At 66.9% G+C, this 21,863-nt stretch carries 24 protein-coding genes; 12 read left to right on the top strand and 12 right to left on the bottom strand.

Annotated elements, in window-relative coordinates; translation table 11 throughout:
• Position 1 precedes the first annotated feature (1 nt).
• From LZC95_47450 to LZC95_47435, 4 genes are all read left to right on the top strand, one after another.
• A complete protein-coding gene (locus LZC95_47450; protein ID WXA94077.1) occupies positions 2-322 on the top strand; it encodes a PilZ domain-containing protein in 321 nt (106 codons plus the stop codon).
• A 140-nt stretch (positions 323-462) separates the two neighbouring features.
• Positions 463-1,374: a hypothetical protein gene (locus tag LZC95_47445; GenBank protein ID WXA94076.1), complete on the top strand. Its 912-nt coding sequence runs from the start codon at positions 463-465 to the stop codon at positions 1,372-1,374.
• A 338-nt stretch (positions 1,375-1,712) separates the two neighbouring features.
• The gene (locus LZC95_47440; GenBank protein WXA94075.1) at positions 1,713-2,591 is read left to right on the top strand and encodes a hypothetical protein; all 879 of its coding nucleotides are present in this window, start codon (positions 1,713-1,715) and stop codon (positions 2,589-2,591) included.
• Positions 2,592-2,835: 244 nt separating this feature from the next.
• Positions 2,836-3,432, top strand: coding sequence for a hypothetical protein (locus LZC95_47435; GenBank protein ID WXA94074.1), 597 nt, complete (start codon positions 2,836-2,838; stop codon positions 3,430-3,432).
• 26 nt (positions 3,433-3,458) lie between these two features.
• On the opposite strand, the gene LZC95_47430 is transcribed toward LZC95_47435, so the two are convergent.
• Complete coding sequence (locus tag LZC95_47430) at positions 3,459-4,106, bottom strand: TetR/AcrR family transcriptional regulator (protein WXA94073.1); 648 nt, start codon at positions 4,104-4,106, stop codon at positions 3,459-3,461.
• Positions 4,107-4,216: 110 nt separating this feature from the next.
• Between LZC95_47430 and LZC95_47425 the strand changes: the two genes are divergently transcribed.
• Positions 4,217-5,647, top strand: a complete 1,431-nt coding sequence (locus LZC95_47425) for a cytochrome P450 (GenBank protein ID WXA94072.1) — start codon at positions 4,217-4,219, stop codon at positions 5,645-5,647.
• Here LZC95_47425 and LZC95_47420 read toward each other — a convergent pair.
• The 3 genes from LZC95_47420 to LZC95_47410 are packed head-to-tail and all read right to left on the bottom strand — an operon-like array spanning position 5,578 to position 8,640.
• Positions 5,578-7,020, bottom strand: a complete 1,443-nt coding sequence (locus LZC95_47420; protein ID WXA94071.1) for a hypothetical protein — start codon at positions 7,018-7,020, stop codon at positions 5,578-5,580. The two genes, LZC95_47425 and LZC95_47420, sit on opposite strands and share 70 nt — an antisense overlap.
• A 56-nt stretch (positions 7,021-7,076) precedes the next feature.
• A complete protein-coding gene (locus tag LZC95_47415) occupies positions 7,077-7,715 on the bottom strand; it encodes an NUDIX hydrolase (protein ID WXA94070.1) in 639 nt (212 codons plus the stop codon).
• A gap of 7 nt (positions 7,716-7,722) precedes the next feature.
• A complete protein-coding gene (locus tag LZC95_47410; GenBank protein ID WXA94069.1) occupies positions 7,723-8,640 on the bottom strand; it encodes an ArsA family ATPase in 918 nt (305 codons plus the stop codon).
• A 55-nt stretch (positions 8,641-8,695) separates the two neighbouring features.
• Between LZC95_47410 and LZC95_47405 the strand changes: the two genes are divergently transcribed.
• Complete coding sequence (locus LZC95_47405; protein WXA94068.1) at positions 8,696-10,366, top strand: ribonuclease J; 1,671 nt, start codon at positions 8,696-8,698, stop codon at positions 10,364-10,366.
• The gene (locus LZC95_47400) at positions 10,363-11,208 is read left to right on the top strand and encodes a CHAD domain-containing protein (protein WXA94067.1); all 846 of its coding nucleotides are present in this window, start codon (positions 10,363-10,365) and stop codon (positions 11,206-11,208) included. Before LZC95_47405 ends, LZC95_47400 begins: the two co-directional genes overlap by 4 nt.
• On the opposite strand, the gene LZC95_47395 is transcribed toward LZC95_47400, so the two are convergent.
• Positions 11,198-11,782 (bottom strand): peptidylprolyl isomerase, encoded by a 585-nt coding sequence (locus tag LZC95_47395; GenBank protein ID WXA94066.1) that lies wholly within the window; start codon positions 11,780-11,782, stop codon positions 11,198-11,200. The genes LZC95_47400 and LZC95_47395 overlap by 11 nt on opposite strands.
• 104 nt (positions 11,783-11,886) lie before the next feature.
• On the opposite strand from LZC95_47395, the gene LZC95_47390 reads away from it, so the two are divergent.
• From LZC95_47390 to LZC95_47380, 3 genes are all read left to right on the top strand, one after another.
• On the top strand, positions 11,887-13,023 hold the full coding sequence (locus LZC95_47390; protein ID WXA94065.1) for an FHA domain-containing protein: 1,137 nt from the start codon (positions 11,887-11,889) through the stop codon (positions 13,021-13,023).
• Positions 13,024-13,033: 10 nt separating this feature from the next.
• On the top strand, positions 13,034-13,432 hold the full coding sequence (locus LZC95_47385; GenBank protein ID WXA94064.1) for a (deoxy)nucleoside triphosphate pyrophosphohydrolase: 399 nt from the start codon (positions 13,034-13,036) through the stop codon (positions 13,430-13,432).
• A 248-nt stretch (positions 13,433-13,680) separates the two neighbouring features.
• Positions 13,681-14,142 (top strand): hypothetical protein, encoded by a 462-nt coding sequence (locus LZC95_47380; GenBank protein ID WXA94063.1) that lies wholly within the window; start codon positions 13,681-13,683, stop codon positions 14,140-14,142.
• Here LZC95_47380 and LZC95_47375 read toward each other — a convergent pair.
• Together LZC95_47375 and sppA are read right to left on the bottom strand one after the other, a co-directional pair.
• Entirely contained in the window at positions 14,134-14,784 is a 651-nt protein-coding gene (locus LZC95_47375) for a hypothetical protein (protein ID WXA94062.1), read from the bottom strand. The two genes, LZC95_47380 and LZC95_47375, sit on opposite strands and share 9 nt — an antisense overlap.
• A 34-nt stretch (positions 14,785-14,818) precedes the next feature.
• Positions 14,819-16,531 carry a signal peptide peptidase SppA gene (sppA, locus tag LZC95_47370; protein ID WXA94061.1) on the bottom strand — a complete coding sequence of 571 codons (1,713 nt, stop codon included), beginning with the start codon at positions 16,529-16,531 and terminating at the stop codon, positions 14,819-14,821.
• Positions 16,532-16,571: 40 nt separating this feature from the next.
• Between sppA and LZC95_47365 the strand changes: the two genes are divergently transcribed.
• Complete coding sequence (locus LZC95_47365; protein WXA94060.1) at positions 16,572-17,042, top strand: DUF4920 domain-containing protein; 471 nt, start codon at positions 16,572-16,574, stop codon at positions 17,040-17,042.
• 13 nt (positions 17,043-17,055) lie between these two features.
• Here LZC95_47365 and LZC95_47360 read toward each other — a convergent pair whose 3' ends face one another.
• Genes LZC95_47360 through LZC95_47350 form a run of 3 tightly spaced genes read right to left on the bottom strand, consistent with a single transcriptional unit; the run spans position 17,056 to position 19,152 of the window.
• Positions 17,056-17,961, bottom strand: coding sequence for a tetratricopeptide repeat protein (locus LZC95_47360; GenBank protein ID WXA94059.1), 906 nt, complete (start codon positions 17,959-17,961; stop codon positions 17,056-17,058).
• Between the two features lie 10 nt (positions 17,962-17,971).
• Complete coding sequence (locus LZC95_47355; protein ID WXA94058.1) at positions 17,972-18,580, bottom strand: hypothetical protein; 609 nt, start codon at positions 18,578-18,580, stop codon at positions 17,972-17,974.
• A 26-nt stretch (positions 18,581-18,606) separates the two neighbouring features.
• Positions 18,607-19,152, bottom strand: coding sequence for a cytochrome c maturation protein CcmE (locus tag LZC95_47350; protein WXA94057.1), 546 nt, complete (start codon positions 19,150-19,152; stop codon positions 18,607-18,609).
• A gap of 113 nt (positions 19,153-19,265) precedes the next feature.
• On the opposite strand from LZC95_47350, the gene LZC95_47345 reads away from it, so the two are divergent.
• On the top strand, positions 19,266-19,811 hold the full coding sequence (locus LZC95_47345) for an HNH endonuclease (GenBank protein ID WXA94056.1): 546 nt from the start codon (positions 19,266-19,268) through the stop codon (positions 19,809-19,811).
• 1 nt (position 19,812) lies between these two features.
• Here the strand turns inward: LZC95_47345 and LZC95_47340 are convergent, their stop codons facing one another.
• Positions 19,813-20,280, bottom strand: a complete 468-nt coding sequence (locus LZC95_47340; protein WXA94055.1) for a hypothetical protein — start codon at positions 20,278-20,280, stop codon at positions 19,813-19,815.
• Positions 20,277-21,770: a serine/threonine protein kinase gene (locus tag LZC95_47335; protein ID WXA94054.1), complete on the bottom strand. Its 1,494-nt coding sequence runs from the start codon at positions 21,768-21,770 to the stop codon at positions 20,277-20,279. Before LZC95_47335 ends, LZC95_47340 begins: the two co-directional genes overlap by 4 nt.
• Positions 21,771-21,863: the final 93 nt, after the last annotated feature.

Here is a 21,863-nt window from a genome sequence, read left to right as displayed (position 1 = left end):
CATGGACGAAGGCAAGAAGCGCATTGCCGAACGCGTCACGATCAACAAGGAATTCGAGTCGTTCGACGCGTTCATTCAAGAGTACGTGACCAATATTTCGGCGAGCGGCGTCTTCATCAAATCGACGAGCGTGCTTCCCGTGGGCACCCGCGTGAATCTCCGTTTCACCGTCATCATGGACGACATCGAGACGATCGAGGGCATTGGCGAGGTGGTGCGCGTGGAGAAGGATCCGCCCGGTATGGGCGTGGTTTTCCGCGAATTATCGGCCTACTCGAAGGACTTGATCGAGAAGCTATTGACCCATCGATCGACGCTCTGATCGATCGACATGTCGACAAAGCGCATTTCCTAGTTCGGAGTCTGAAACCGGACCGTAAGTGCGGCGCATCCTATCCCGTAAGACACGGCGGCTAACGTAATCGAACGTAGGACGCCGGTGTCGAGTGGGGGGATTACATCATGATCGTTTCGAGGGGGTTTAAGACCGGCCTGTTGGGAGTCGTGCTCGCAGGGGTCGGTATGGTCGGGTGCGCCTCTGGGGATTCCACGGCGCAACAAGATGGCAATTTGACGGGCGATGCCGTGCAGCCGGCTTGCCCGGGTGCGATGGCGGGTCAGGGCAGCGCGAAGACGTATTCGGCGCGCGGCGTGGTGGTCTCCGTTCGTGTGGATCTCAAGAATCCGTCGACCACGGCATGGGATGGCATTGCGACGTTGACCGACACCAAGGCGCTTCCTGCGTCCGGCGGCAACATCATCAAGAGCACGGCAACCGTCAATGCGGGCGCCGTGGCGCAGGCCGCGGCATCGAGCTCGCAGGCCAAAGGATCGGGAGGCACTGCGGAGGCCACGGCGGCCGCCACGAATGCGTCCCTGTTCCACACCGCGCCGGACGGCTTCCTCAAGGACGTCCTCGGTGAAGATGGAAGCGGGGGCTCCGTGGCCATCAACCTGCAGAAGCTCCTCGAGGACTTCGGCATCAACGACGACTTGCTCGCCGTGATCTTCACCGGCCCGCTCAAGGGCGGCATCCAGGCCGACGTCGTTCAAGAAAGCGCGAAGTCCTACTGCGATGCGGGTGGCAAAGCGCACTCCGAGGCCACGGGCAAAGTCGTGGGCCTGGTCATCGGCGGCACGCCCGTCGACATCACGCTGGGACCGAATCAGAAGATCCTCGATCTGCCCGGGTTGGTGACCATCACCATCAACGAGCAGATCACCACGTCCGACGATCCGAGCAAGAGCAGCATGGATGCCACGGGGCTCCACGTGAATCTGCTCGACGGACGAATCGATGTGAAAGTTGCCCGCGCACAAGCTGGCGTCGAGTGCGGGGGTTCCGACGGAGGTGGCTGCGGCCGCGTCCACTGATCCACTGAGAGACGACTCGCCTCGGCGGCGCTCGCTTCTCAATTCGGAAGATTGTTGAGGTGGGCGCCGCCGAGGCGAGCGCGGCGATGGAAAGAAGCTGGATTTTGCGCATAGCAAGTCCAGCTTCGTCGTTTGTAGGCCCAAGGCCCCCCATGGGGCCGTGTAAGAAGGAAGGACCCTACCGGACCCAAGAACCCAAGCGCAGCGAACTCGGCGCACCTATCGCAAATTTCCCTACCTCGATGTGCATTGTGCGCAGCGACTTTGTCCCACCTCGCATCAGAATGGCCAAGGACGTGCGCTTACAAGGATGTAGGCACACGTCGGGGGGGGAAACAATGATTACATCGAAACTCGCACGTTTGGGTATCGTCGGATTCTTTGCTGCGTCCATGGGCGTACTCGGTTGCGCTTCTGGGGACAGCGGCACTTCGTCAAGCGATCAACTGATGGGCGATCCGGCTGCCCAAGCCCCGCAGGGTGGCAAGCCGAAGGCCATCTCGGGCCGCGCGGTCGCGGTGAGGGTTAACGCGGGCAAGCCGTTCGGACCGAACAGCTTCGCCAACATGCTGCCGGAGAAGCTCTCTTCGGACACGGGTGATCTCGGTGCAGACGGCGCTCTTCGGGCGCGCACCGTGGCACGCGTGAACGCGGGCAACCTGACGCGTGACGCTGCAGCCAACGCCTCGACGCAGGGCACCGCGAGCGGTGCGGCGTCGGCCGCCTCGGTTGCTGCCGGCACCGTTCTCAACGCACCGGCGGAAGGCGTCCTCGCGGACGTCCTCAGCGACGACGCAGAAGTGGGCGTGCTCGACATCGACCTGCGCAAACTCCTCGAGAACCTCGGCGTGAGCGATCTGCTCGACGGTCTCTTCGGGGACGACGGGGCGCTCAAGCTGGGCATCTCGTACAGCGCGGCCGATGCGTCCGCGAGCGCCTCTTGCGACAAGAGCGGCAAGGCGTCCACCGAGGCGAAGAGCAACATCGCCGAGGTCAAGATCAACGGCAAGCCGATCACCATCGCGGTGGGACCGAATGCCACGATCGACCTGTCTGACGTGGCCGGCCTCAACGTGGGCAAGATCATCGTCAACTACCAGGAGAGCGACGGCGGGAGCATCAACGCGGCGGCTCTGTACGTCGAACTGTTGAACACCATCGAGGTGGAGATCGCCCAGGTCCACGCCGACGTCACCTGCGGCCGCGGCGATCACTGAGCCAACGAACCACGTACGTCACATAGTGGCGGAGAACTGCGGCGCGACCTGAAGGGAGGCCGCGCCGTAGGGTAAGCAGTAGCCGTGGGGCTACGGGAGAGCGTCCTCGTTCGCGGGGGCGCTCTTTTTTTTTGGTCTGCGCCCTTCTCTGCTCTTCCTCGTCTCTTCCTCTTTTCACATTGCCAGCGGGTGCCTAGACTCCCGGTTCCCGAAGAAAAAAGATCCGAAAGAACCCGGAGGAGCCATGGCGATCGACGCAAAAAATTTCCCGCTGGAAGGCAAAGTAGAAGGCTTTCTCTCCGACAAGGCCCTGACCGAGCACCGAGACGTGCTCTACAAGGGATACGTCACGCAGTACAACAACATCCAGGCCGCGCTGGAAAAAGCGGACGTGACGAAGGCCAACCCGCACTTCTCGGAGTGGGGCGAGTTGAAGCGCCGCGAGACGTGGGCGCACAACGGCGTCATCCTGCACGAGTGGTACTTCGAGAACATCGGCGGCAAGGGCACCTCACCCGGCAAGAAGACGCTGGAGCTCATCAACCGCGACTTCGGCAGCCTCGATAATTTCAAGGCGCAGCTGCTCGGCGGCGGCAAGGTCGCGCCGGTGGGTTGGGCTGTCTGGGCGGTCTCGCTGCTCGACAACAAGTCCCACGTCTACGTGGTGGAGCAGCACCAGAACCACACGCCCTGGGGCGCCATCCCGCTGCTCATCCTCGACGAGTTCGAGCACGCGTACTTCCTCGATTATCAAACCAAGCGCCCCGACTACTTGAATAAGTTCTGGGAAAGCATCAATTGGGACGTCGTCGAAACGCGCGCCACGCAGTGGCTCAAATAAGCATTTCGAACCACACGTTCCAATGATCAGGGCCCCTTCTTCCGCTTGGAAGGAGGGGCTTTGCTCTTGGTGCCTCCGCCGCCTTCCGGCGCGCCGAGGTACGGCTGCAAATAGCGGCGTAAGAGCACTTTGGTCTCCTCGAGAACCGCATCGCCCAAGGCATCGTTGCGGCGCACGTTGACGATCATCATCGCGGAGATGTGCTCCACGACCATCGTGGCGATGACCAGGCGCTTGTCCGGCGAAAGATCTTTGGCGCGATCGGCGAAGAGATCCACCGCGCGGCGTGCGAACTCACGGTTCAGGGCCTCGCCGGCGAGCAGAAACTCGGGCGAAAGCGCCAAATTGAGCCACACCGCACGAATGACGACACTCGATCGATCGAAGGCCGCGAAGGCATCGATGGCGCGATCGAGCATCTCGTCCCATCGCTCGATGCGTGTGAAGCTCGCGAAGAGCTCCTCGAACTGCTCGCGCGAAAGCTCGATGTAGCGGCGCGCCATCGCATCGAAAATGGCGCGTTTGTTCGGGAAAAATTGATACACCGAGCCGATCGACGTCTGCGCGCGCTCGGCGATGTTTTCCATCGTCGTCGACTCGTAGCCGCGCTCCACGAAAAGGGTGGCCGCCGTCTCGAGGATGCGCTCGAGACGCTCGCGGCTGCGTTGCTGCAAGGGGATACGTCGCGCTGCCGACGCCTGGGTCACTTGACAATTTTGAGGACAAGCTCACAGTTCTGTCAAACGTGAGGGTCTCCTCACGTTTCAAGGAGGGAGCCGTGCCCATGAAAAATGAGACGAACGCGCGGCCGCCCGGCCCGCGCGGAGGTTTGCCCTATTTCGGGCACACCTTCGAAGCCGGGCGCGATCCCTTGGGCTTCTTCGGCAGGGCTGCGCGTGAGCACGGGGACATCGTGCACTTCGACTTCGGCCCGTACCGCTACGTGATGGCGAACGAGCCCGAGTCCATCAAGCACGTGCTCGTCGACAACGCGAAGAACTACATCAAGGGCTACAGCTACCGCGGGCTCAAGTTGATCCTGGGGCAAGGCCTGGTCACCAGCGAGGGCGATTTTTGGCGGCGCCAGCGCAAGTTGGCCCAGCCCGCGTTTCATCGCGAAAAGCTGGCCGATCTCGCGCAGCGCATGACCGATGCGGCGAGCGACATGCTCGCGCGCTGGTACGGGCATCCCTCGGGAAGCACGCTCGACGTGCACGCGGAGATGATGCGGGTCACGCTCGACATCGTCGGGCGCACCTTGCTCAGCCAAAGCCTCGACGACCGCGCCGAGGGCATCGGCGACGCCATGGCGGTGACGGTGCGCACGGCGGCGGAGTACGCCTCGACGCCCTTTCCGATGCCCATCTGGGTGCCCACACCGCGCAACCTCCGCTTCAAGCGCGCCAAGCGCACGTTGGACGCCCTGGTCCTGGACATCATCGCCGAGCGCCGGAAGACGTCCGACGTGGGGCGGCAGGATCTCTTGGCCATGCTGATGGCCGCCCGGGACGAAGAGACCAACGAAGCGATGACCGATCAGCAGCTGAAAGACGAGGTGATGACCATCGTCACGGCGGGCCATGAGACGACGGCCAACGCGATGTCGTGGACTTTGTACCTCTTGTCACGTCACCCCGATGTGGCGCGGAGGGTGGAGGCGGAGGCCGACGCGGTGATTGGCACGCGGCTGCCCGCGCTGGAGGATCTGCCGCGCATGCCCTACGCGCGCGCGGTCATCGAGGAATCGATGCGGCTGTATCCCCCCGTGTGGGGCTTCGAGCGCGAGGCGCTCACCGACGATGTGATCGGCGGCTACCGCGTCCCCAAGGGAACGATGGTGGCCATTCTGCCGTACGTGCTGCACCGCCACCCCGCGTATTGGGACAACCCCGAGGGCTTCGACCCCGACCGATTCGCCCCGGGCACCGAGCGCCCGCGCTACACGTACCTGCCCTTCGGAGGCGGGCCGCGCATCTGCATCGGCAACGCCTTCGCCTTGATGGAGGCGCAGATCCTCCTCGCGATGATCGCCACGCGCTACCGGCTGCAACTTCCCGCCGGCGCCCGCGTCGAACTGGAGCCGGTCATCACCCTGCGACCGCTGCACGGCATGCCGATGACCCTGGTGTGGCGGACGGGCCGCGATCAGCCGGAGCCGCGGCCGAGCATCTCTTGCTTGATGGCCGCCAGCGCGGGCGTCGTTCCGACCGGGTAGAGCGCGGGGCCGCGCAGCCTTCGGTAGCGCTCGGGCAGCGCGACCAGGCTGCGCGTGGTGCGATCGCGCAGGGCGCGCGCGGGCTCGGGCGAGGAGACGCGCTTGCCGGCGCGCATCACGTTGGTCAGCAGCGGGGCGCCGGATGCCGCGGACAAGCGGGACGGAAAGCCGGTGGCACGATCGACGAATTCGACGTTACGTGCATTCTGCACACGCTCGTTCGTGGCATGCGCCACGTCGGCGAGCCATTGGCCCTCGGCATCGGCGTAGCGCACGATGACCTTGCGCCCGGGATCGCCGCTGTCGGCGACGGTGGCGCCGCGCCGCATGCGCGGTGACCATTGGCCATGCGACTCGATGGCCGTCAGATCGTAACGCGCGGGCCAATTCCCGTCGTCCACGTCGAACGACGGCACGATGTACGCGGAAATGGGCGTCTCGCGCAGGCGCAGCGTCGCAATCGCGTGCTCGTCGAGATCGCCCGAGGCCACGATGACCGGCTCGCCGAGGCGCGCCTTTTCGAAGGCGTCGATGAGCATTTGCGACACCTCCGCGTGATCGCCCCCGGCGATCTCCACCGCGATATCGCCCTGGTGCCACGACGGCTGCGACGCGCGGCTCCTCACCGCCTCGACGATGCCCGGGATGGCCGTCTCGGCCTCGCTGGACTCGAAGCGCAAAATCGCCTTGTCCTGCGACGCGCGCAGCCACGACTCGAACATCTGGCGCGCGTTCGAGTCGCCCAGTGCGAACTGCCGCGGAAGCGACGCGCGCACTGGCAATCGATAGCGACGCGCTGCCAACGCACACGTGGTTGCGCTGGCGCCGCCGATGTACGCGGCCCGCGCGCCGAGAGGATTGCCCCCGAGGCGGTGCGCGGTGGTGGCGCTTCCCTCGATGACCTCCGCACCATCGGCGGCCAAGTAGCAACGGGCCGCGCGCGTCGCGGTCAACGTCGGCGACGTGAGCCCGCCGCGCACGAGCGCGCTCACGAGCTGCGCCTGCCAGAAGGGGCCTTCCACGGTGAGCACCGGCTCGCCCGGAAAGACGACCGTGCCCTCGAGGGCCGCATCGACGTCGCACGAGAAGCGCATGTCCACGAGCTTTCGCCGCGCGGCCTCGTCGATCGCGCCCAGGCTTTCGAGCCAGAGCAACTCGTCGTTCTTCAGTTTGAAGCGCTCGAGCGCATCGAGCAGCGGCTCGAGGCCGGCCAGCACGAGAAAGCCGGCATCGCGCAGCGGCGGCAGGACGCACTCGAAGGTGGTGCGCGCTTCGGCAAAGCCAGCATGAAGCGACGCGGTCACAGCAACGTACGCTTCGAGCTCGACGGACAGCGCACTGACGGGAAGAAACGCGGGAGGGGCAGGCGGCATGGACCGGTAGGCCGGTAGCCTAAGGCAACTTTGGATTGGATGTTCCGGTTCTCGGCTCAGGCCCAGCGGTAAAGTTGGTGGCGTCCCGTCTTGCGTGCGTCAAGTGCGACAACCGCTTTCGATTGGAGGAGACGTGCGCGGAAGTTCCGCGCTTCGAGCGTGCGGCCGAAAACGGCCTCGTACACGCGCTGAAGTTGCGTGAGCGTGAAATGTTGGGGCACGAGCCGAAACGCGGTGCCCAAGGTCGGCGTGTGCAGCTTCTCCTGAAGCCGTGCCCTCGCCGCCGCAATGATCTTCTTGTGGTCGAACGCGAGCGCCAGCTTGCGCAGGCCACGAAGCGGGTGCCACGCGGCATCGGCCGCATCGTCGCCGGCGGCAGGGCGCGACTCCGACGTGACGAACGTGTAGTACGCGATGCTGACGGTGTGCCCGCGCGGATCGCGGCCCGGATCGCCGAAGGCCCCGAGCTGCTCGATGGTCACGCCGGAGATCCCCGTCTCCTCGTGGAGTTCGCGGCGGGCGGCCACTTCGAGCGGTTCATTCTCGTCCACGAAGCCACCGGGCAGGGCCCACGCATCTTGGAAGGGCGCATTCTTGCGGCGGATCAAGAGCACCGCGAGATCGGTCGCACGGAGGGCGAAGACGACGGTGTCGACGGTGAGGGACGGGCGCGGGAAAGGGTACGTGAACGGCACGATGCGATCAGACGCGTTTGGCGAGCTCGTGGATCGCGTGGGGGGTAGAGGCATTGTCGAACAGGAGCGGGAGGAACGCGGGCTTCACCGGCAGCTCGCGCGATAGCCGTGCGAGGCTCTCGGCCTGCACGCGCTCGCGGATGGCCCGATCCCGCCCGGCGGCAAGGGCACCGTCGCCGGCGTTGCGGATCTCGGGCATCGCGAAGCCCTCGAGCGTGGCGCGCTCGTCACGTGAAAACAGCGGCGGCAAGACGCCGTTGACCACGATTTGCCCGATGGGCATGGCCAGCTCGCCGGTGAGCGCCGCGGCCAGCTCGATGGTCTCGCTGGTGGGCATCTCCTCGGGCAAGGTGACGAGAACGACGGCGGAGAACTTCGGATCGCGGAAAAGCTGGATGGCCCGCTCGGCATCCCGCCGCAAAAGCCCGGGCGGCGTGACGTCGACGATGACCTTGGGCACGCGCAGCATGTCCAGCCCGTGCCCCGTGGCGGGCGCATCCAAGATGACCACGTCGAAGCGCGGTGAACCGTCCGCCCGGACCTCCGTCGTGTGCCACCAGGCTTTGCCGAGCATGGCCCATTCGCTCATGCCCGGAACCGCACGAAAAAAGCTGCGGGCGTATTTGTTGTCGAAGAGCAGATTGTAGAGCACCCTCGACTTGAGGGTCATCAGGCCGTATTCCTCGAGGGCTCGCTCGGGGTTCATGTTGACGGCCCATATGTTTTTCGCGACTTCCGAAACGTCCTCGCCAATGAGGTCCGACCCGAGCATGGCCGACAGCCGCTCTTTGGCGTTGCACATCGCCACGAGCACGCGCTTGCCTTTTGCCGCCAAGGAAACGGCGGTGGCCGCGGCGACGGTCGTTTTGCCGACGCCGCCTTTGCCCGTCACGATGAGAAACCGTTTGTCTTCGAGAGCCGACACCTCCCAACTTCTACCCTACTCGGCCGGAACACGTAACCCTGGGGCGAGCGCCTAGATGCTGCGCGTCTTTCCGCTTGGCGGGCTCGGCGAAATTGGCATGAATTGCCTGGCCTTGGAGCAACGGGGCCAAGTTTTGCTCATCGACTGCGGCATCACCTTCGATGACCGCGGTCTGGGCATCGACGTGGTGCACCCCGACTTCACGGCCCTCGATGCCTACCGCGATCGCATCGCGGGCGTGTTCATCACCCACGGGCACGAAGATCACATCGGGGCCCTGCCCTACCTGCTCAAGCGCTTCGACGTGCCGGTGTGGGGTCCGCGCTATGCGCTGGGGCTGGTGCGCGAGCGGCTCGGGGAGCACGAGGTGCTCGCGCACGCGCGCCTCATCGAGACGAAGGCGCGCACACGCGTGACGGTGGGCTCGTTCGAGGTGGAGCCGGTGCGGGTCACCCACTCCATTGCGGACGCCACCGCGCTGGCCATCCGCACCGATGCAGGCGTGGTGGTGCACACCGGTGATTTCAAGTTCGACGAGAGCCCGCCCGACGGCGAAGCGTTCGACGAAGAGCGCCTGCGCGAGCTCGGCGATGAGGGCACGGCGCTGCTCTTTTCCGACTCGACCAACGTGGACGCCGACGGCGGCTCGGGCAGCGAGCAAACCGTGGGCGATGCGCTCGAGCCCATCGTGGCGCAGGCCCCGAATGCGGTGGTGGTGGCACTTTTCGCCTCGAACGTGCACCGCCTGCGCATGCTCGGGGACATCGCGCGGCGCACCGGACGGCGCATCGTGCCGCTCGGGCGGAGCATCCTCACGCACACGCGCGTGGCGCACGACACGGGCTACCTGGCCTGGCCGAGCGACCTTCTGTTCCCGCAAGAGCGCGTGAACGAGCTGCCGCGCAACGCCATTTTGGGCTTGGCCACGGGCACGCAGGCCGAGGGGCGCGCGGCGCTGGCGCGGCTGGCCCGCGGCGAGCACCCATATTTGAAGCTCGAGCCGGGCGACGTGGTGGCGCTCTCGAGCCGCATCATCCCGGGCAACGAGCCCGAGGTCTACGCCGTGCTGGGCGACCTGCTCCGGCGCGGCGTGGTGGTGCGCACGCGCGGGACGGACCGGAATATTCACGTCAGCGGGCATGCCCACCGCGGCGAGCAGCGGCGCATGCTCGAGCTGGTGCGCCCGAAGACGTTCATCCCGGTGCACGGGACGATTCACCACTTGATGCGCCACGGAGATTTGGCCCGCGAGTGCGGCGTGCCCGACGTGTGCGTCATCGAAAATGGCGACGTGGTGGAACTCGCCCTGACGGCCGACGATCGGCGACAACCCTTCTTGACCCGAAAAGAGCGGGTACCGGTGGGGCGCGTGGCCACCTACGCCGGACGTCCCCTGGCGGCGCAGGTCCTGCGCGAGCGGGCATGGCTCGCCGAATCGGGGTGCGCCTTCGTGGCGGTGTCGCTCTCGGTCCGTGCCGCCGTGCGCTCGGTGAAGGTCCTGACCCGCGGCGTGGTGGACGAGTCGCTCGAGCGCGATGTCATCGTGCGGGTCGAGCGCGATGTGACCGCCGCCGTGAACGAGGAGCTCGCGCGCATGGCCACGCAAGGTGGCGCGGACGACAATGCCATCGTCGAGGCCGCGCGGCTCGGCGCCCGAAGAAGCTTTTACAAAGCTCTCGGCTTCAAGCCGCTCACCGCCGTGTCCGTCCACCGCGAGGGATCGTGAACTTCGTCGCCGTTCCTGCGATCCGCCCCGCGTCGGCCCACGTCGGCGCCAAATTCCGGACGCTCGACGAGGAAATCCGGCAGGGCGCCGGCCGCATCGTCGCCGGAAACGACGCCGAGGCCGTCCACGATTTCCGCGTGAGCATCCGCCAGCTGCGCACCCTGCTCAAGCTTTCGCGGCCGCTTTACGGACGCTTCCACGCCGATGCCGTGCGCGGTTCGTTCACCGCCATGCATCGCGCCACCGGCGCTCTGCGCGACGAAGAGGCCCTCGAGGAAACGGTGGCCGCGCTCTCCATTCGCCACCCGGCCTTCGAGGACTGGCAAAGCCGGCGCGCCGCGAAGGCGCGCGCCCTGCGGCGGGTCGTGGTCACCCGCGTGTCGTCGAGCGATCTGGCGCATGCGCACGACATGTTGCACGCCATCTTGATCCTGCCCGTGCACCCCCAGCGCGAACGCGATCTGACCGCGTTCGCGCAGCGCAAGGTGGAGACCGCCCTGACCGAGGCCGAGCGCCTCTCCATGCGGCAAACCGAGGACGCCGAGCAGCTGCACGAGCTGCGCATCGCCTGCAAGCAACTGCGCTACACCGTCGAGTTCTTCGAGGAGGTGCTCCCGGAACACCTGCGCGCCTTGCGCAAGCCCGCGGTGAAGCTGCAAAAAGTGCTCGGCGACGTGCACGATCTGGACGTGGCCCGCCTGGTCATGCAGCGCCAGCACGGCCTTCCGCTGACGCTGCGCAACCGCATCGCGCGCGAGATTTCTGCCCGCCGCGCGGAAAAATTGGCCGCATTCGAGAGCTTGCGAACGCCCGATCCTGCGGCCGCTGCCGTCACGATGTAGGCACGGACTCGCTGCGGAAGATTTCCACCTTCTTGAGGACGATGTCGGTCCTGGGGCGATCCTGGCTGTCGCGCGGGCTGCTCGTGATCTTCTTGATCAACTCGACGCCGGCCACCGTGTGCCCGAACACCGAGTGTTTCCGATCGAGCCACGTCGTGGGCTTCTCGGTGATGAAGAACTGCGAGCCGTTGGTGCCGGGGCCCGCATTGGCCATCGAGAGGACGCCCGGGCGGTCGTGTTTGAGCTCGGGGTGGAACTCGTCCTTGAAGTCGTAGCCGGGGCCGCCGATGCCCTTGCCGAGGGGATCGCCGCCCTGGATCATGAAGTCCGGGATCACGCGGTGGAAGATGGTGCCATCGTACAGCGGCACGCCCTGGCGGATGGCGCCCTTGGCTTCAGGACGCGGGTCCTTCCATTCCTGCGTGCCGGTGGCGAGGCCGACGAAGTTTTTCACCGTGTCCGGCGCCTTCTCTTCCGCCAGCTCGACGACGATGTTGCCCACGCTGGTGACGAAGCGAGCGTAGAGCTTTCCGGTTCCGGGGACCGAGATATCGGGAAATTGGGCTTTGGGCATGCCCCGGGTGCTATCACGGGGCTCCCAGGACCGAAAGTCGTCACGCGCTTGACCGCCTTCGCCCGGCCGCGGGATACTCAATGACAGCATAACCGGAGGCCCTTGTGATCGTTTGCCCGAAATGCAGCAAGGAGAATCAGGACCACTACAAGTTCTGTCTCGGCTGCGGTGCGGAACTTCCCCGCGAAGCGGCGCCGCGTGCGTTCTCGGCGTCGACGCCTCCGCACGGCGTGAAGGCCGCTTCGGCCGCGCGCGTGCCCGCCGCCAGCGAGGCGCCGCCGCCCGGCTACACGCCCGGCGATCTGGCCGCGGTGGCGCCGTCCATGCCGTCGCATCAGCCGACCCAGGCCCCGCCCCAGGTCGTTCCCAGCGTTCCCCAGGCGCCGGCGGCAAGCTCGCTTCCCTCGGGCGGAACGCCGGCCGCGGCACCGGCCACGACCTCCCCACCGCCCGGAGGGGCCCCGCAAGCGAGTCCTGGGGCCGGTGGTTCGAGCTGCCCGCAGTGCGGCCACATGAACGCCGCCAACAACGTGTTCTGCGGTTCGTGCGGATTTCGCCTGGGCGCGGCCCCGGCCGCGCGTTCCGTGGCCCCACCGGCCGCCGCAGCCACGGGCACCATCGTCCTCACCGCCCTTCGCGCGGATGGGAGCGAAGCGGGCAACTACACCCTGCCCTCGACGACCATGACGGTGGGTCGGGACACGGGCGGCATCTTCGCGGGCGACAGCTACTTGTCCCCGCGCCACGCCACCTTCCGCCAGGCCAATTCACGCCTGCACGTGAAGGACGAAGGCTCGCTCAACGGCGTCTACCGCAAGCTTTTCCGCGATTCGCCGGTCGAGCTTCAGCCGAACGACATCTTCCGCATCGGCCAGGAGATCATTCGGTTCGAACCACTCGCCCCGCTGCCGGCCTCGCCCGACGGCGTCGAGCGCCTCGGCGCCCCCTCGAAGGGCTACGTGGGACGAATCGCCCTGATCATTGGACGAGACACGACCGGCAACGCGTTTCCGGTACCGGAAGCGGGAGTGCACCTCGGGCGCGAGCGCGGGGACATTCTCTTTCCAGAAGACGGCTACGTTTCCGGGTTACATTGCCATCTGGCTTACGCGGGGGGAAAGTTGACGCTCACGGATCTCGGCAGCTCGAACGGCACCTTCCTCCGCCTACGCGAGGAGGTCGAAGTGCAGAACGGCGACGTGCTCCTGATGGGTCAACAGCTTTTCCGGATCACCATGTGAGATTAGCCCCATGACCGTGCCGCGCACCATTCGGGTCGTCGCCGCCGTGCTCGAGCAAGATGGCCGATACCTCATCACGCAGCGGCGGGCCACGGCGGTTCTTCCCTTGATGTGGGAGTTCCCTGGCGGCCGCGTCGAGCCTGGCGAGACCGACGCGCAGGCCCTCCGCCGCGAGGTGATGCACCGCCTCGGGGCCGAGATCGAATGTGGCAAGCTCATCTCGTTCGTGAGCCACCCCTACGAGCACTACGTGGTCGATCTCTTTCTCTACGAGTGCGCGCTGCTGTCGAACTCGCTGGAAGCTCGCGCGGTGAACGGCTTCAAATGGGTGCTCAGCGCGGAGTTCGACCAGTATCCGTTCACGCCCGCCGACGAAGCCTCGATGGATGCGCTGCTCGGCGTGACCTGACAAAACGTCGTCTGCGACGATAAACCGCAAAACATTCTCGGCGCGTTGACCGAAGGTCCCTGCATGGGAACGATCGCGCTGACCAAGATCGTACCGGGTGTACCGGCCCTTTCCGTTCGGGTGCACCAACGTTGGTACACCCCGCGCTACGCAGCCGGTGAAGATCGTCGACATTTCCGTCTGTTCGCGCCATACCCCTCGACGACGGGGGGCTGGCACTCGACATGCTGAGGCGCGGACGAGACATCATGTGCGACGCCGCTACACCTCCGAGCCAAGTCGTCATCATGGCCGCCCCCGCTTCCTCGACGCGGCCGCGGACCCGGGCGCTCGCCACGTTCCCGGAGCCCATGCAGGCATCCGTCATGGTGCTCTACGAGTACTCCCGCATGCCCTGGGAATGGGTGAAGCGCGCCGGCGAGCTCGCTTGGCCAGAGGCGACCGCGCAGTGCATCGCGCGCAAGCTTGGTGGCGATCATGGCGTGCGTGCCATGGCCATTTTCGCCCTGGCCGCTGCCCGATGGGACGCGCAGCGCGAAACGCAGGCCGACGACGTCATGGGCCGCCTGGTCGAGGGGCTCGCCTGCCTCGATGGCGCGACACCGCTCTCACGGGACGTGCTGCACGAGCTGGCCGAGTACCACGAGCCCCTGCCCCTCACTGCGCCGTTGGAGCAGCGGGCCGGCGGCTATCCGCGGGTTTCACCCTAGCATTCGCATCGCCAGGGGCGCGCCCCAGCTCGCACCGACGACCAGCGAGATGGCGCCGGTGACCGCGAGCATGATCGGCATGCCCAACGGCGAGCGCACGATGCGCGCGAGCGGTACACCGGCCACGCCCGCGAGAAGCGCCATGCCGAGCATCGCGCCGAATCCGTAAAGGGCCATGAAGCCGAGGCCCGCGACGGGCGAGCCGACCTGACCGAGCACCAGCGCGGTCAGCGCACCGCTTCCCGCGAGGCCGTGCATCAAGCCGACAATCAGCGGCCGGCCCACGTGCGTGTGGGTCGGGAGGCCGTCGTGCCGGTGGTGCTGCACGAGCTCGCCCCGGTAAGCGCGGAGCGCATGGACCAAGCCGCGCACGCCGAGGCCCACGAGCATGAAGGAGACGCCAAGCTCGAAGACATCGGCCAAGGCCGGCGGCATCTCGCGGCCGAGGAGCATCAACGCACCGCCCACGAAGAGCAGCATGAGCGCGTGCCCGAAGCCCCACGCGGCGGCAAAGGTGACGGTGGCCCGAGGCGTGCGCTGTTCGGCCACGAACGTCGACACGGCGGCCAGATGATCCGGCTCCATGGCGTGTCGCACTCCGCTGGCAATCCCAAGGATGGCGCCGGTCACCGCGACCCACATGGCCTCGACCGTAGCACGAACCTTTACGATCGTGTCACTCGATTTCCGTGGGTTGCGCGAAGCGCTCGCCGAGTTCGGACCAGAGAAACAGGCGCTCCTTGCGCGCCGACCCGAAGAGCAAAGCGCTCGGTCCGAGCCCGAGCATCGCGAGCACGCGCCACGCGACCACGCGGGCCACACGCTTTTCGCGATGCTCGGCCGAAAGCGGCGGCAGCGGCGAGCGCGGCGGGCGCAGGACCTTGGGCGCGAGTTTCTGGCCATTCGCGCCCCGCTCACGGGCCAGCCGAAGCGCCGTCGCGAACCCACCGAGTTCATCGACCAGGCCGCGCTCGCGCGCATCGCGGCCGACCCACACGCGCCCCTGCGCGACGGCGTGCACCTCGTCGTAGGTCTTCTTGCGGCCATCGCAGACGACCTGGACGAAACCGCGGTACACGCCGTCGAGCTCCTTTTCGATGGCGCCGCGCTCGCCGTCGCTGAGGGCACCCGCCGGATCGAGCAACCCCGCGTGCTCGCCGCGGCGCAGGCTGCTCGTGGTGATGCCCAGCCGCGAAAAGAGCGGCTCGGGCGTGAAGCGCGCCGCGATGACGCCGATGGATCCGGTCACCGTGGTGGGCTCGGCCACGATGACGTGGGCCGGAGCGGCGACGTAGTAGCCACCGCTCGCCGCCACGTTGGCCATGCACGCGATGAGCGGCTTCTCCGCGGCGAGGCGCACCAGCTCGTGGTGAATGCGGTCCGACGCCAGCGCACTGCCGCCGGGCGAATCGATGTGGAGCACCACCGCGCGCACCCTCGGATCGCGACGCGCACGGCGCACGACCTGGATGAGCGGCTCGTCGGTCGCGAACGGCAAGTGCGCCGCATTGTCCGTCGCAATCGGCCCGTGCACGCGCACCACGCCGATGATGGGCTCGGGACGCAGCGGCCCGATCCGCCCCGCCCTGCGCGCGCCGAGGTAAGCGGCCGCCGGAACGAGCTTCGCGTCGTCCAGCTTCTGCGCGACCTCGTCGTCATAGGCCTCACCGTCGGCCAGGCCGGCGGTCACCGCATCGGCCGCGCGGTACGGCGCCCCATCGATGCGGGCCCGCGCCGTCTCCACGTCGAGGTGCCGCCCTTCGGCCACGGCGTCGACCAGCTCGTCGTAAAAGGTCGCCAGCAGCGCTTCCATCTGCTCGCGCTGCGCGTCGCTCATCGAATCGCGCACCAAGGTCTCGCCGGCGCTTTTGTACGTGCCGCGGGCGAACACCTCGGGCGTGAGCCCCGCCTTCTCCAGCGCGCCGCGCAGGTAGCGCGCATTCACGGCAAACCCGAGCGGAGCCACCGTCGTCTGCGGCCCCACGAAGATGCGCGCAGCCGCGGTAGCAACGTAGTACTCGCGCGTGTCACCCCCCAGCGGGAGAAAGACCACGACGTCCCGCCCCGCATCGCGCAGCCGGGAGAGCTGCGCCCGTAGCGACGTGGCGGTGGCCATGCCGGCGTGGAGCGACTTGAGCGTGATTAGGAGCCCGCGCGGCTTGGGGTCGTCGAGGATCGCATCCACGAGGTCCGCGATGCCGTGCACGGTGACCGCGCGCTTGCGCACCCAGGCATCCCACGGCCGCGCCGGGGCCGCGACGTCGGTCACGGCTCCGTCGATTTCGAGGTGCACGTACGCCCCATCCGGTGCCGCCTTGGCCCGCCGCAACCGGGACAGGGGCCAAAGGAGCAGACGGAAAAATTGCAGCACCAAACGAAGGACGAGCATGTAGGTCTCTCTCTTTTTGCGCCGTGCTACAAACGTAGCCATGCGTTTTCACTCGTGGCTCGTGATTTTTCTGACCCTCGCCACCGGCTGCAAGATGAGCGATCCCGCCGCGGAGGATCCGTCCAAGGCCGCCGCCGCCGCTCCCGCACAGAAAGCCGCAGAGGCCAAGGCCGAGCCGATCAAGCTGGGCGAGCCCGTCACCGCGGAACGGGTGGCCCTGGCCGATGTGGCGAAGAACCCGTCGGCCTTCAAGGGCAAGACCATCGCCACGACCGGCACCGTGCGCGCCGTCTGCCAGGAACGCGGCTGTTGGATGGAGATCGTCGACACCGAGAACCACGCCAACGTGCGCATGCACGGCCACGCCTTCTTCGTTCCCAAGTCCTCGAGCGGCAAGCAGGCCAAGATTCAGGGCACCGTCGTCCTCGTGAAGGACGGCAAGGAATGCGATGAAATGTCGGCCACCGGCGCCCAGCTCGAGTTCGACGCCACCGGCGTCGAGCTGCTCTAGCCCCTTTCCCCTGCTAGAAAGAGCCGCCCAGCGACAGTCCCGCGTAGCCCGGCGCGATGTCCGGGCGCGCGTGCACCTTGCGCGAACGCGCGAGCGACGGCTCGACGAAGTGCCACACGAGCCCGCCGGCCACCGCGGCGGCGCCCACCCCCACGAGAACGATGCCCAGGGTCTTCTTGGTGGTGCCGCTATCGTTCTTGTCCTGAAAGGGCTTCACGTTGACGCCATCCGGGCAGCGCGTGCCGTCGCATCCCGCGGCGGCGGCGTCATCCTTCGATTGACTCACCTGGCCGTTGCCAACAGCCCAAAGCGAGACGCCCACGATGGCCACCACGGCACCGCTACCCGCGACGATCCATGGATAGATCGTGTGCACGGGCGCGGGGCGGTCCGCTTCGCGCGGCGCAGGCGCCGTCGTGGTCGTCGTCGACGAGGTGGGAGCCGGTGCGGGGGCGGAGGCCACGGCCGGCGGGGCCGGTGACATTTGCGCCTTCAATGCGGCAATGCGGCGCTGCACATCGGCATTTCCCGGGTTGTTGGCGGGCGCGCGGCGCAAATAGGTCTCGAGCGCGTTGATGGCCTCCGGCGTATCGCCCTTGGCCTCGAAGGCGCGCGCCAGGGCATTGAGCAATTCGTATTTCGTGCAATCGCGCCGGTAGGCATCTTTGAAATACGTGATGGCCGTCGTGTAATCGGCCTCGTCGAACGATCCTTTGCCCGCGAGGTACGCACCGTGGGCCGCTTCGCTTTCGGCCTCGGTCGGCGTCGTTTTGCAGTCGGGGTAGACGGTCAGCCCAGACGTTGGCGCCTCGGCCGCCTTCGAAGGCGACGGCCCGGGCGATGATTGAGCAAAAGCGGGCGCCGCGACGAGACTCGTAAGAAAGATCGTCAACGCCATCGGGTGACGCAAGACGGACATGGGGCCTAGCTTACTCCGACGCGCGGTGCTTCGTCGCCTTCTCGCCGAAAAGTTCGAGCGAGCGCACCAACCAGGACAGCCCCTGAACATCCGGTGTCAAAGCGACGGGCACCAAGACGAATCCGCCTTTTCGCAATTCGAAGTGCAATGGAATGCGCCACCCCAACACCAGTTTGCGCAGGCTCGGGGTGACCGCCCGCGCGAGGCTCTCCGGCGTGGGCGAAAAGGCTGCAAAAACTGCGTCGAACGCGGGATCGCCGGTGCGACGCCGCGGCATGGTCACCAAGTCCAGTGTTTCGGCGAAGGTGCGCCCGTGATCGCTCGTAGCCGCCGCGACGGCATCGATGCGCACATCCTGGACAATCGCAATCCACGTTCCCGATTCGCGTGTATGCCGAACACCGGCGACCTCGTAATCGAAGGACATGACCATGCGGGCCACGGTCATCGATCCCGTTTCACCGGTCGCCTGCAACGCGTGTTCGTAGCGGTAGGGAACCTTCAGGGTCGCATAAGGCTCCCACGCACGCATCCACCGTTCGTCGGCGTCCGGCTCGTAGCGGAGTCCCTGTCGTGCAGCAAAATCGGCCATCCAGCCGACGGGCACGGTATGGGTCACGGCGTCGGGTTCCGTCCGAATTCCGTTTAAGTCCCGTCGACCTGCGCGTGCGGCATTTGCTCGCCCTTGCTGGCGCGTTCCTTCATCTCGTATTTGCTCGGACACTTCGCCAGCACGTTGGTGGCCTCGAAGCTGTTGTCCGCGCGAAGCTCGCCCTCGACGGTGACCCCCACGTCCATGCCCGCGACGTCGCGGAATGTATCGGGCACCACACATTGTGCGTAGCGCACGGGCACCTCGACACCGTTTTTGCTGATGGTGAAGCGGTATTCGCAGGGCTGCTCGCGCTTCATCAGGGTGCCGTGGACGAGGTTTCCTTCGGCCCGCACCGGACGGCCTGCAAACTTGGTCTTTTGCGCGACGAGCTCATCCACTGGCTTGGAGTAGACGGCGCTGTCTTTCATCTGCGTCAGGAAAACCCCCGCCAGAAGTCCGCCGAGCCCGACCATACCAACCACGATCAAAACGCCGCGTTTGCGCGCTTGTTCGTCTTGTTTTACGGGGCCTCGCCGCCGGATGGGCACCTCGATGCCGTCGTCCTTCTCCCCTTCGACCACTTCGTCTTGTGCCATCGTTCGGCGAATTCTTAGCCCCTCGTGTGCCCCCGTCAACGGGCGGCCCGCGCCAACGGTGCTACACTGAGCATCACTTGGATATGGGCGACGTGCTCACGATTCCGGTACTGGTGTTAAACCGACATTTCGAGGCTGTTCAGCTCACCACGGCACGCCGCGCGTTCGTTCTCCTTTATGGGGGTGCGGCGCAGGCCCTGGACGATGACGGTGAGACCCATGCCTTCGAATCGTGGCGTCATCTGCCCGTGCGCGACCATGACGATGCGGTGGCCATCGTGGGCGGCAATTTGCGTGTTCCGCGAATCTTGCACCTACATCGTTACGATCGGACGCCGCGCCTCACGGTCCGATTGACGCGCCGCAATCTGATGTTCCGCGATGCGCACCAGTGCCAGTACTGCGGCAAGCGGCCGCCCCTGCGTGAGCTGAACATCGACCACGTGCTGCCGCGCTCGCGCGGCGGGGTCGATTCCTGGGAAAATCTCGTGACCGCGTGCCGGGTCTGCAACCTGCGCAAAGGTTGGAAGACGCCGGACGAAGCGAACATGCGCCTGGCGCGGCGCCCCTTCCGGCCCAAGTGGTCCACCTGCGCGCAGCTCCTGCTCGGCGCCAGCTCCCGCTACAAAGAGTGGGATCCGTTTCTCAAGGCGAGCTGACCTAGGGGCCGGGTGGGAGCGGGCACGTGCCCCAAAATTCCCATCCGCCATCGCGGCAGACGAAAAGGTCTTCGCAGCCACAGCAGCCGCTCGGGCATGAGGCGGCCACGCCCAGCGGGCAATCGGGCAGCTCGAGATCGGCGCAGCCGGGACCGCCATTGGAGCCTGGCGCATCCAGCCAGCTTGCATCCCGGGGCGGGACGCCCGTGTCGGTCACCCCGGCGTCCGAGGGTGAGCCATCAGGGCCGGCTTCGTGCGCGGGGCACGTGGCGATGCGGGTCCAAGCGCCGTCGGTGCAGGTGTAGACGGCGTCGCAGGTGACGTCGGCGCAAGTATCGCCGCGTCGCGGGCAGCCGCCGGCGGGGATCTCGCCGCAGGGCGCGATGCTTAGGATGGAGTCTTCGCAACCCGCGGCCACGGCGAAGCACGCGACGCCGGCCGCGAAGAGCAGAGCCCAGCGAAATCTCATTTCAGCTTGGTAAACCCATTTCGGGTCGTGCCCACATCCGATTCACGCTGCGCGCGCGATTTTCCGGCATCGCGCGCGGCGGGCTTGGACTCGGGCGCCGGCGGCGGGGGCTCCACCTGCGGAGCTTCATCGGCGCTCGGCGTCCCGTACCATGCCGCCCCCATGGATTCGCGCGGATCGGCCGGCGGCGCAGGGCTCCCCGCGGACTCGCTGGACACCGCAGGGCGCGCGGGCGCGGGCGCAACGGGTGCGGCACCGTACACGGTGGAGAAAACCACCAGGGCGGCGGTGCCACCGAGAAGCCCGCCCGCGGCGATGGCTGCAGCCGTCCTCCAGCGACCCGCAAGGCGCCGCGACGGGGTGAGATCGCGCACGTTGCCGTAGGCATAACGCTCGCTCGGCGCGGGAGGCGCCACCGCAGCGTAAAGCGCGGGCGTCGACAGAGGCATGTTCGGCGGCGGCGGCGGGCGCGGTGTGATGCCCGTGGCCTTGAGCAGGTGCTCCGCGGCCTCTTCGCCCACCGCGCTGCGAACCTCCTGGTGGCGGTGGCGAAGGGTCGCACCGAACACCGCGGCGATGACACGCGCCACATCGGCCGCCGTGCCCACGTTGGCCGGGCCGGCGCCGCGCTCGATGGCCTGCGCAAACTCGGCCGCGCTGGCGTAACGCACGGAAAGGTCGCGCGAGAGACCGCGCGCCACCGCTTCGTCGAGCGCCGCCGGAATGTCCGCACCGAGCTGGCGAAGGCGCGGGATGGGCGCCTCCATCACCTCGTGCAACGTGTCGATGGCCTCGTCCCCGCGAAAGAGGCGCCGCCCGGCGAGGCACTCCCAGAGCACGACGGCCATGGAGAAGATGTCGCTCTGCTTGGTGCAGATGCGGCGCTTGTCGATGCGCTCGGGCGCGAGGTAGGCCAGCTTGCCTTTGACCTCGTGGGTGCGCGTCTCCTGCATGCGATCCTCGGCCTTGGCGATGCCGAAGTCCGTGAGGCGCACCCGCCCGTCGGAGCCGATGAGAACATTGTGCGGCGACACGTCGCGGTGGATGATCCCGAGCGAGCGGCCCTTGTCGTCGGTGAGATCGTGCGCGGCGTGCAGCCCGGCCAGCGCATCGAGCACCACGCGCACGGCCACGCGCGTGTCGACGGCCCTTTCGGCCACCGCGAGCTCCTTGCGCAACTCCGACAGCGACGCACCCTCGACGTAGTCGAGCACGATGAAGGGCTCCGCTTGCTCGAACCCGAGCTCGCGCACCTTCACCACGTTGGGATGGTCGATGGCCGAAGCGAGGCGTGCCTCGTCGAGCAGCATCGACAGGAATGCCTTGTCCTTCGCCAGGTGCCGATGTGGCCTCTTGATGGCGACGAGCGGTGCATCGCCGGTCGCGTCGTCGTGCGCGCGCGCGAGATAGACGGTGGCCATGCCGCCACACGCCAGCTCGAGAAGAAGGTCGTAGGTGCCCGCACGCGCCACGTCCGTTGGACGTACCACGGGTGGCGTGGATGGAGGTGGGCCTGCCGCGGGAAGCGGCGGAGGATGCGAGTGACCGCCAGCGGGCGGGATGGAAGGAATCTTTCGCACCGT

This window comes from Sorangiineae bacterium MSr12523, from assembly GCA_037157775.1.
Lineage (GTDB): Bacteria > Myxococcota_A > Polyangia > Polyangiales > Polyangiaceae > Pendulispora > Pendulispora brunnea.
Note: the sequence above shows the minus strand (reverse complement) of the source record. Positions and strands in the feature narration are given on the sequence as shown.

Coding starts and splice junctions, on each gene's coding strand:
- LZC95_47450 (WXA94077.1), top strand. CDS start 2: ATGGACGAAGGCAAGAAGCGCATTGCCGAACGCGTCACGATCAACAAG.
- LZC95_47445 (WXA94076.1), top strand. CDS start 463: ATGATCGTTTCGAGGGGGTTTAAGACCGGCCTGTTGGGAGTCGTGCTC.
- LZC95_47440 (WXA94075.1), top strand. CDS start 1,713: ATGATTACATCGAAACTCGCACGTTTGGGTATCGTCGGATTCTTTGCT.
- LZC95_47435 (WXA94074.1), top strand. CDS start 2,836: ATGGCGATCGACGCAAAAAATTTCCCGCTGGAAGGCAAAGTAGAAGGC.
- LZC95_47425 (WXA94072.1), top strand. CDS start 4,217: ATGAAAAATGAGACGAACGCGCGGCCGCCCGGCCCGCGCGGAGGTTTG.
- LZC95_47420 (WXA94071.1), bottom strand. CDS start 7,020: ATGCCGCCTGCCCCTCCCGCGTTTCTTCCCGTCAGTGCGCTGTCCGTC.
- LZC95_47405 (WXA94068.1), top strand. CDS start 8,696: ATGCTGCGCGTCTTTCCGCTTGGCGGGCTCGGCGAAATTGGCATGAAT.
- LZC95_47395 (WXA94066.1), bottom strand. CDS start 11,782: ATGCCCAAAGCCCAATTTCCCGATATCTCGGTCCCCGGAACCGGAAAG.
- LZC95_47385 (WXA94064.1), top strand. CDS start 13,034: ATGACCGTGCCGCGCACCATTCGGGTCGTCGCCGCCGTGCTCGAGCAA.
- LZC95_47380 (WXA94063.1), top strand. CDS start 13,681: ATGTGCGACGCCGCTACACCTCCGAGCCAAGTCGTCATCATGGCCGCC.
- LZC95_47375 (WXA94062.1), bottom strand. CDS start 14,784: ATGTGGGTCGCGGTGACCGGCGCCATCCTTGGGATTGCCAGCGGAGTG.
- sppA (WXA94061.1), bottom strand. CDS start 16,531: ATGCTCGTCCTTCGTTTGGTGCTGCAATTTTTCCGTCTGCTCCTTTGG.
- LZC95_47365 (WXA94060.1), top strand. CDS start 16,572: ATGCGTTTTCACTCGTGGCTCGTGATTTTTCTGACCCTCGCCACCGGC.
- LZC95_47360 (WXA94059.1), bottom strand. CDS start 17,961: ATGTCCGTCTTGCGTCACCCGATGGCGTTGACGATCTTTCTTACGAGT.
- LZC95_47350 (WXA94057.1), bottom strand. CDS start 19,152: ATGGCACAAGACGAAGTGGTCGAAGGGGAGAAGGACGACGGCATCGAG.
- LZC95_47340 (WXA94055.1), bottom strand. CDS start 20,280: ATGAGATTTCGCTGGGCTCTGCTCTTCGCGGCCGGCGTCGCGTGCTTC.